This is a genomic window from uncultured Brachyspira sp., assembly GCF_944388875.1.
GTDB lineage: Bacteria > Spirochaetota > Brachyspiria > Brachyspirales > Brachyspiraceae > Brachyspira.
In genome coordinates this window covers 1-9,213 of sequence record NZ_CALXKQ010000043.1, presented here as the reverse complement: position 1 = coordinate 9,213, position 9,213 = coordinate 1, and the positions used below count along the sequence as shown (strand labels likewise).

Here is a 9,213-nt window from a genome sequence, read left to right as displayed (position 1 = left end):
ATCATATTAGTAGCAGTTTGATTAGTTCCTGCTTGATTAGTATTGATCATATTAGTAGCAGTTTGATTAGTTCCTGCCTGCATATTAGTAGCTGTCTGATTAGTATCAGCCATATTCATATCATTTGTACTGTCAGTATCTAATATAGCATTAGTTTCCATAACAGCTGTGCCTTGAGCATTTGTAACATTAATAGTATAGAAATACTTTCTTATTATACTTTCTTCATTATCAACTTGGAAATCAAGCTTTCCAATACCTGCAGTTAATGTTCTGAAAGTTATGAAGGCATTAGTTTTATCTCTAGTAAATCTGACAAAATCCAAATTTGTAGAATAGCTTGTTATACGTATATATCTATCAAAATTAGTAGCATTTAATTTGATAGAGAATAGAGTATTTTCTGCCAAATCTACAGATTTAACCAAATCTTCTTCTATAGGACCGCCTTTAATACGGGCAGCTGTTGTATTAGTTACTACTTTGTCATCAGGCTGAACTGTTATAGTTGACTGAGCAAAAAGCGAGCTAAATACAGTAAACATAATTAATGTGCAAGAATATAAAAAAACACGCATGATTCTCTCCTAAATTTATTATTTTTTTCGGTTTTCTGTATAATTCCTTGAATATTCTAATTCATCAAAATCCAAATTATTTTTAGTTGAAAGCATTTCTCCTTTTATAATTTTTTCTTCATCTTCTTTCATATTGTTAACGGCTTTAGAATTTTCTTCTTCAGGCGTTAAAGGGATGACTTTAGGCTTTGAACAAGAACCTATAAGCACACCTATACCTATTGTTAATAATAACCATAAAATTATTATTAAGAAAAATAATTTTTTTTTAGTATTGTAAAAATTTTTAATTTTTTCTACCATTAACAAATACCCCTATTCATAATTATAGAATATACTAAAAAATTTGCAATAATTTTATCTATCATTATAGCCTTTAGGGTGATTTTTATGCCAATTCCAAGCGGTTTGTACTATAGTTTCTAATGAATCTATAGTAGGAGTCCAGCCTAAAACTTCTTTAGCTCTTTTACTGCTTGCAATAAGCTCAGATGAATCCCCTGCCCTTCTAGGACAAACTTCCGCAGGTATAGGGTGTCCTGTTACTTTTCTTGCCACTTCAATAACCTCTTTTACACTAAATCCATTACCATTTCCTAAATTGCATGCAACACTTTTACCGCCATTTTTAAGATAATTCATAGCAGCAATATGTGCTAAAGCCAAATCGCATACATGTATATAATCTCTTAAGCAAGTACCATCAGGTGTAGGATAATCATCCCCAAATATTTTTATGGATTCCCTTTTTCCAAGAGGTACTTGAAGAATTAATGGTATTAAATGCGACTCTGGATTATGGTCTTCTCCTATATGTCCGTCTGGATGTGCACCTGATGCATTAAAATACCTTAAAGCTACATAATTAAAATCATAAGCCTTTGAATACCATGATAATATTTTCTCTAATGCCAATTTACTATCTCCATAAGGATTAGTAGGCTCTTTTCTGCAATCCTCTTCTAAAGGTATTTTCTCTGGCTCTCCGTAAACTGCTGCTGTTGAAGAAAATATAAAATTTTTCACTTTAGCTCTAAGCATTGCATTAAGAAGATTGATTGAATTAGATACATTATTATGATAATATTTAGCAGGATTTTGTACACTTTCACCAACTTCTATATAAGCACATAAATGCATAACCGAATCTATATCATGGCTAGAAAATATCTTATCGAGTAAAGCACTATCTCCTATATTACCCTGATAAAAGTTCTTACAGTCTTTAATAGCCTCTTTATGCCCATATTCTAATGAATCAATTATAACAGTTTCTATATTCTGCTTTAAAAGTTCATTAACTACATGCGAACCTATATAACCAGCTCCTCCGCATACTAAAACAGCCATATTTATACTCCAATTTAAAAAGTTTAATTTTAATAAATAAAGTATAATTCAATTACAAAAAAAGTCAAAAAAATATTTCATAATATACCTGCCATGAAATGATAATAAAAATAAAAAATATATTGAAATTAATATGATTATTAAATATATTTAAAGTATGGAGTTGTTTATGCTTAAAAAAATATTAACATTAATTTTTATACTATGCTTAAATTCATTTGCACAATCATATAATATATATTTAATAAAATACAGCAATTTTGATAAATATCCAAATGTTACTATAAATGAAATTATAGATGCAATATTTGATAATGTAAAATGGGAAGATATAGAAGGCATTGACGGAAATAAATATGTTAATATGATAACTGATACTCCATCGCAGAAATTTATACTTCAATTTAGAATTATTAATAATGACTGGTATATAAATGCTGCAGAACTTAATGATGAACCTTATAATATATCAAATATAGAAGAAGAATTATATAATCTATATCAGAAAAATATGAATAAAAAAAATCAAAATAATAATACTCAAAATCTTAATTTAACTGACAGCCAATTTATAAACCTTGTTAAAGATAATTATTTCTCATCTCACAGAGATGTAAAAATAGGCGATATAATGAAAACTATATTTGATAATGTAAAATGGGAAAAAATAGATGGAGTAGACGGAAATGATTATGTTAATATGAATGCCTATTCTGATAATGAAAAAGTCATTATACAGTTTAGGATAATAGATATGTATTCTTGGGAATTAAATGCCATTGAGATAGACGGCGTTGCATATAGTATAGATAATATAGATAATAAATTGTATGAGTTATATAAAAAACATAATAATTACAAACCTAATCAAAATAACAATAATGAAAATCAAAACAATAATTACTATAAGCCTAATTATCATAAACCCAATAATAATGCAGGTTTAAATAATAATAATTTAAACAATAATCAAGATACAATAGTTAATATTGTGAGGAATAATTATTTTCTTCCGCATAGAGATGCTACTATTGGAGAAATCATAGATACTGTATTTTCAAAACTTGGGTATGATGTAAAATGGGAAGATGACAATAATTATGTTTTTGTAAATATAGTATCTGCCAACAATAAATGGAAATCTGTTTTAAAATTTAAAATACAAAATAATAGTACTGATTTAATATACGCCGAAGTTAATGGCGAAAAATATAATATTGAAACTATAAAAAATGATTTATACAGTTCATATATAGAAACAAAAAAACAATACGGACAGCTCATAAAAGATTAAAAATTACAGCAAATTTCATTAATATGTAAACAAATTGCATCATTATGTAAACTAAAATTACAAAAAAAATATATTTTTTATTGATTTAAATTCATAAAACTATCATAATATATATATAAAAGTTAAACGGAGTTAACTTATGAAAAAAATTATTTTTATGATTCTTTTTGCAGCAGCATCTGCACTGTATTCTCAATATTATGATATAGGAAAATGGAATATAGTTGAAAAAATAGACCCTTTTACTGATGAAAAAGAAATTTCTATATATGTTAAAGCTCAGGAACTAGACAGTTTAAATTATAATACTTTATTTTTGACAATAACTAAAGACAGTATTAATATAAATCTGTATACTCCATCTCTTCTATTTAAGGAGAGATTCAACGATGAAGATAAAATACATTTAATGTATAGATTGGATAAAAATGAGCCTAGAAATATGATGTTAAATAAATATGGTGAATCAGAAGTATATTCATTAACTAATAATCAGATTTCAAGCGGAAGAAGTTTAGTATTTTTAAAAGAGTTATTATCATCTGATGTACTTGCAATAAGAGCTGTGGAACAAATTGAAAGTGCTAAGCATACATACACTTATGTATATGATTTAAAGCCTTTAAGAGAATTACTGCTTGGTGCTAATTTTGATAATACTATGCTTAAAAATTATGAATCAGAAATTACAGCTATAATATTACAAAAGCAGGAATCTCCATCCTCTTTGGATTCTGATAATACAGAAGATAGCATTCAAGAAAAAGAAAGCGAAAAACAGAAAACTAACCGCAATGATAATATATATATGATTGATGATATTTAAAATAATATTCAATTTGATACCGTAAATTTATAATTATGTGAAATATAAAATATTATTTAAAAATTCTATTTCTTGAAGCATGAGCTAAAGCAATAGCAACAGCATCTGCGGTATCATCTTGAATTATATTAGAGCCAGTAAAAAGATTAACCATTTTCATCATGGCGTCTTTATTAGCATTGCCGTTTCCAGTTATTTGGGATTTTACTTCTTTAGGCTTATATTCAGTAAAATCAATATTATTCAAAGTCAATGCTAATATTATAATCCCCCTAGCTTCAGCCACTTTTATAGCTGTTTTAGTATTTTTAGAAAAAAATAATTCCTCTATAGCAGCATTATCTGGTTTATATTTATTTATAAGAGTATTTAATTCTATATATATATTAGAAAGTCTTTGATTATATTGCTGATTAGAAAATGTTTCAATAAGCCCAGAATTCACTATTCGATATTCTGAATTTTTAGATTCTATAAAAGCATACCCGCATCTAGCAAATCCTGGGTCTATTCCTAAAGTTATCATAAAGTATATAATTGCTTTTATTTTATGATAAAATATTATTCTTCTATTAAATTGTCAGTAATTTCTAAGTTTGTAGCAACAGCAGAAACATCATCATGATCTTCAAAAAGACCGATAATTTTCATAACTTTTTTAGCATCATTTTCAGCTATAGTCATAGTATTATCTGCAACGCGTACTATTTCAGCACTTTCAGGTTCAATTCCTTTAGCTTTTAAAGCATCAACTATAGAAGATAAAGATTCCATAGGTCCTGTAATAGTAAATACTTCTCCGTCTTCTTCTATGTCCTCAGCACCAGCATCAAGAACTATATCCATTAATCCTTCTTCTGTATTGCCTGCAGCAGGAATCATTACTACAGCTTTTTTCTTGAACTGCCAAGAAACAGCACCATTTTCTGCTAAGTTTCCGCCATTTTTACTGAATATTGATCTTATTTCGGCAGCTGTTCTATTTTTATTATCAGTAGCAACATCTACAATAATAGCAACTCCACCAGGAGCATAACCCTCATAAGACATTTCTTCTATATTAGCACCTTCTCCAGCTCCTGCACCTCTTTTTATAGCTCTGTCTATATTATCATTAGGCATATTAGTACCTTTTGCTTTTACTATAACCATTCTTAATCTAGCATTCTGATCTGGGTCTGGGCTTCCGCCTTCTTTTACTGCAATTGTTATTTCTTTAGCTATTTTAGACCAAATTTTTCCTTTTTTTGAATCGTTTGCGGCTTTTTTATGTTTAATACTAGCCCACTTGGAGTGTCCTGACATATTACACCTCTATATATTAGATTTTTTTAGATATCATTTTATGTTTGCGATAATTATATACTAAAAACTAACTATTGTCAACTTTTAATAAACTATAACACTAATTTTTATTATATAGAAAATATCAAAAATACCGCACGCAGAACTATATTAAAAATATAAGTTTTATTATTAATATAATTCAAATTTATTATAAAAATGCATTTAGCGTGCGTTCAATCTAATTAAAACTTGGGCGGGTGTGCTTTTATAATTTAAACATTGAATATAAATAATATTTTAAATTCAAATTAAAGCATTAAATTTTAAAGGGCGGGGTATTAAATAAATTTTAAAATTTTATTCTACTCCCACCCTTTATAACTTTGAATTTTAATTAAGTATTTTACTTCCATCATATTTATAAGCCTTATTAGAATTTTTAGCACCCACCCAAATTTTATTTAAACTTGTTGTGTTTTCACCGCACGCAGAACTATATTAAAAATATAAGGTTAATTATTAATACAATTTAAATTTATTATAAAAATGCATTTAGCGTGCGTTAAAAAGATTATCAAATTTACAAAGTTAACTAATTAAAAATTATATCAACTTTTTTGCCAAAGCTGCAAAAAGACAAATGTTATAATTTATTTATTAAATATAAAAATTTGAAAATTGCAAAATATTTCAAAAAATATAAAATAACATAAAAGTAATCAGAACATATAATTATGAAATACAAGCCTCAGACAAGAGAATAGCTAAGAAAATTAGTACAAGATAAAAATATTTACTTGGGTGATATTGATACAAGTTTAATAACTAATATGAGTAAACTATTTGAAAGAAGCAATAGGAAAGATTTCTCAGGTATAAAAACTTTGGATGCTTCTAATGTAGAAAATATTAGTTCTATGTTTGAAGGTTGTATAATTAAAAAATTGTAATATATAATTATTGAATATTAATATATTGATTTATTATTTTAAGGATATTCATATTTTATGGAAAATACAACAGAAAAAAGGTGAAAATATAAAACATTATTTAATGATTGCTGTAGAATGTAAATCTTATAATAGAAAATTATCAATGCAAAATATAGAATATTTTAATACTCAAATAGAAAATTCAAGAGCAAAAAGTGGAATAATAATATCAGAAAGTGATTTTGCAGAAGATGCAATTTCAATAGCCAAAAAATTAAGAATTGATTTGATAGTTATCAATAATCAAAATGACATAATTCTTAAAAGAAATGAAGATAACTATATATATTATAGTATATTTAAAATATTATTAAAGTTTGGTATTTTAGATAAAACAAAACAATATTTTTCAAAAATAAAAATACCATTTATATCAGAAAAAGAAATAATTAATATAATAACTAAAAAATTTGATTATTTTAGTATTTATAAAAATGATAGATTGGATACAGATAAAGTCATATATTTTTTTAGTAATAAATATAATATAAATTTTGAATTTAATATAAATTTGGGAGATACAATATTAGGATTAATATCATTAAAAAAAATACAATATTTATATCAAATCGCTTAAAGTATGATAGTACAAGATGGAGATTCACTTTAGCACATGAAATAGGTCATATTATTTTACATAAACAATATTTAGAAAAATATATGGATATATTTGAAGATAATATTACAGATATATTTTTAGAAAATGATATTATATAAAAAAATATAAATAAAAAAATGGAAATGCAAGCTAATATTTTTACCTCTAATTTTTTAGTAAATAATATATTTATGGAGATTCATTGGTATTATTTTAGAAAGAAATATTGTATAACTAAAAATTTTTTATTTTATGATAATCAACATATTAATAAAAATATGGCAATAATGTTTAAGAATATGTTATATATATATTTGGAATTTCTGGGGAGTTTGCTACTATCAAATTAGTTGATTTAGGTATATTAAAAATAGATAAATATATTTCTAAGAATACATTTAGTATCAATGAAGTTTTAGTAGAATTATTTAATAGGATATTATAACACTTTAATTTTATTCATAGTAATTTTTTATTTGCACTTTTTGGTTCTTTTTGCGGCGGAAAAAAGAACAATAAATAAAATATATAATAATAAAAAATAACAAGAAAACATAATAATGAAATACAAACCTCAAACTAGAGAAGAATTGAAAGAATTTGTAGAAGATGAAAATATTTACTTGGGAGATATAGATACTAGTTTAATTACCGACATGAGCGAACTATTCTTATTTGAAATATAAAAGATTTTTCAGGCATAGGAAATTGGTATGTAAGCAATGTTATAGACTTTAGTTATATGTTCAAGTGAGTGCGTAAATTTTAATGAAGATATTTCTAGATGGAATATATCTAATTTGGAATTTGTATGATAAAGATAATTTGTTTTTAACAACATTTAGATAATTTAATGATGGAAGCTATTCAAACTGCGAAAACGAAGAAATAAATATTGATGAAAATAGTTTTATAAGTTTAACTAGTCATATAGAGATGAATGAAGATACTATAAATAAAATGGAGAAAACAATTAGAAGATTATGAATTAACCCAACCTATACAGCAATCAAGTATAATAAAATTAAATAAAAATAATTTAGAAAGAGAAAATAAAGAAATTACAAGACATAGAAATATCTTATGGCACTTTTAAGGCATTCGGTGTTAGATATTCAATGAATCCTAGTTATTTAGAATATGGTACAGTTGAAAGTTATAATTTAAAACTATACAATAACGATTATTTTGAAATAAAATAAATGCAAATAATGATATTGATTATAAAGATAAAGTTAAAATAAATATAGAATTTTCTAATGGAAATAATAAAAAAGTTTCTTATAGATTTGTTTATACATTATTGATTCTTATTGATATGGGATTTTAGATTAACAGATACGCTTAATTAAATAACTCATATTACTTACTCTTTAAATCTTTTTTTAATTACTTTAATTGTAATAACACATACCAATATAGCAATGATAAAAGGAACAGCAAAAATAAAAGAAACACTAGGAGGAGCAGAAGCCCCATCAAATTTAACAGCATAATACATATAACCATAATTGAAAGCAACTACAGTAACCATCATATAAGAAAATATATAAGCTATAATTTTAATAATTTTTATTACTTTTTCTTTTTTATTCATAATTTATTATTTATTCTATTAATAAGATATCTCATAATAAAAAAAATCCCAACAGAAAAACTCTATTGGGATAAAATATATAATATATACCCGGCAACGTTCTACTCTCCCGTAAAGCTACCCTTACAGTACCATTGACGATGAAAGGCTTAACTGCCGTGTTCGGAATGGGAACGGGTGTATCACTTTCTCTATGGTCACCGAAATAATATTAGCAAATTAAAGAACAAAATTAAAAGCAACTTTGCCAGATATATAGAAGCGTAGATTTGTCTCATTATGCCTAATTATGATTTCTTTATTTGAATTAAGAAGAAAACGATAATATGGTCAAGCCATTGGTCTGATTAGTGCTGCTCAGCTGAACAGGTATTTCTTCCCTGCTTACACTTGCAGTCTATCAACGTCGTAGTCTCCAACGAAACTCATAGGGAAAGTTAATCTTGAAGGAGGCTTCCCACTTAGATGCTTTCAGCGGTTATCCCGTCCGCACATAGCTACTCTGCGATGCTCTTGGCAGAACAACAGATACACCAGCGGTGCGTTCATTTCGGTCCTCTCGTACTAAAAATGACTCTTCTCAACTTTCCAACGCCCACAACGGATAGGGACCAAACTGTCTCACGACGTTCTGAACCCAGCTCGCGTACCGCTTTAATTGGCGAACAGCCAAACCCTTGGGACCTGCTCC

10 protein-coding genes, 2 rRNA genes and 3 pseudogenes are annotated in these 9,213 nt (G+C 26.3%); 7 read left to right on the top strand and 8 right to left on the bottom strand.

The annotated features are described in order from the left end of the window. From Q0J69_RS14015 to galE, 3 genes and pseudogenes are all read right to left on the bottom strand, one after another. Positions 1–578: pseudogene (locus Q0J69_RS14015) on the bottom strand (hypothetical protein); the annotation flags it as partial. An 18-nt stretch (positions 579–596) separates the two neighbouring features. After that, entirely contained in the window at positions 597–881 is a 285-nt protein-coding gene (locus Q0J69_RS14010) for a hypothetical protein (RefSeq protein WP_297208537.1), read from the bottom strand. 54 nt (positions 882–935) lie between these two features. Beyond that, positions 936–1,928: a UDP-glucose 4-epimerase GalE gene (gene galE / locus Q0J69_RS14005; RefSeq protein WP_297208535.1), complete on the bottom strand. Its 993-nt coding sequence runs from the start codon at positions 1,926–1,928 to the stop codon at positions 936–938. A 169-nt stretch (positions 1,929–2,097) separates the two neighbouring features. Between galE and Q0J69_RS14000 the strand changes: the two genes are divergently transcribed. Together Q0J69_RS14000 and Q0J69_RS13995 are read left to right on the top strand one after the other, a co-directional pair. Next, positions 2,098–3,222, top strand: coding sequence for a hypothetical protein (locus Q0J69_RS14000; protein WP_297208533.1), 1,125 nt, complete (start codon positions 2,098–2,100; stop codon positions 3,220–3,222). 139 nt (positions 3,223–3,361) lie between these two features. After that, complete coding sequence (locus Q0J69_RS13995) at positions 3,362–4,048, top strand: hypothetical protein (RefSeq protein ID WP_297208531.1); 687 nt, start codon at positions 3,362–3,364, stop codon at positions 4,046–4,048. Positions 4,049–4,100: 52 nt separating this feature from the next. On the opposite strand, the gene ruvC is transcribed toward Q0J69_RS13995, so the two are convergent. Next, entirely contained in the window at positions 4,101–4,574 is a 474-nt protein-coding gene (ruvC, locus tag Q0J69_RS13990) for a crossover junction endodeoxyribonuclease RuvC (RefSeq protein ID WP_297208529.1), read from the bottom strand. 35 nt (positions 4,575–4,609) lie between these two features. Further along, entirely contained in the window at positions 4,610–5,353 is a 744-nt protein-coding gene (locus Q0J69_RS13985) for a YebC/PmpR family DNA-binding transcriptional regulator (protein WP_297208528.1), read from the bottom strand. 773 nt (positions 5,354–6,126) lie between these two features. On the opposite strand from Q0J69_RS13985, the pseudogene Q0J69_RS13980 reads away from it, so the two are divergent. From Q0J69_RS13980 to Q0J69_RS13965, 5 genes and pseudogenes are all read left to right on the top strand, one after another. Beyond that, positions 6,127–6,258, top strand: a pseudogene (locus tag Q0J69_RS13980) (hypothetical protein); the annotation flags it as partial. A 37-nt stretch (positions 6,259–6,295) separates the two neighbouring features. Next, entirely contained in the window at positions 6,296–6,904 is a 609-nt protein-coding gene (locus tag Q0J69_RS13975; protein WP_366030663.1) for a restriction endonuclease, read from the top strand. After that, a complete protein-coding gene (locus Q0J69_RS14245; RefSeq protein ID WP_366030664.1) occupies positions 6,853–7,044 on the top strand; it encodes an ImmA/IrrE family metallo-endopeptidase in 192 nt (63 codons plus the stop codon). Before Q0J69_RS13975 ends, Q0J69_RS14245 begins: the two co-directional genes overlap by 52 nt. A gap of 441 nt (positions 7,045–7,485) precedes the next feature. Continuing rightward, positions 7,486–7,611: a hypothetical protein gene (locus Q0J69_RS13970; RefSeq protein ID WP_297208527.1), complete on the top strand. Its 126-nt coding sequence runs from the start codon at positions 7,486–7,488 to the stop codon at positions 7,609–7,611. Positions 7,612–7,720: 109 nt separating this feature from the next. Further along, a pseudogene (locus Q0J69_RS13965) lies at positions 7,721–8,277 on the top strand (DUF4132 domain-containing protein); the annotation flags it as partial. A 14-nt stretch (positions 8,278–8,291) separates the two neighbouring features. Here the strand turns inward: Q0J69_RS13965 and Q0J69_RS13960 are convergent. The 3 genes from Q0J69_RS13960 to Q0J69_RS13950 form a co-directional block, all read right to left on the bottom strand. Then, positions 8,292–8,522 (bottom strand): hypothetical protein, encoded by a 231-nt coding sequence (locus tag Q0J69_RS13960; protein ID WP_297208526.1) that lies wholly within the window; start codon positions 8,520–8,522, stop codon positions 8,292–8,294. A gap of 88 nt (positions 8,523–8,610) precedes the next feature. After that, positions 8,611–8,727 (bottom strand): 5S ribosomal RNA (gene rrf / locus Q0J69_RS13955). Between the two features lie 121 nt (positions 8,728–8,848). After that, positions 8,849–9,213: ribosomal RNA gene (locus tag Q0J69_RS13950) — 23S ribosomal RNA — on the bottom strand; the annotation flags it as partial.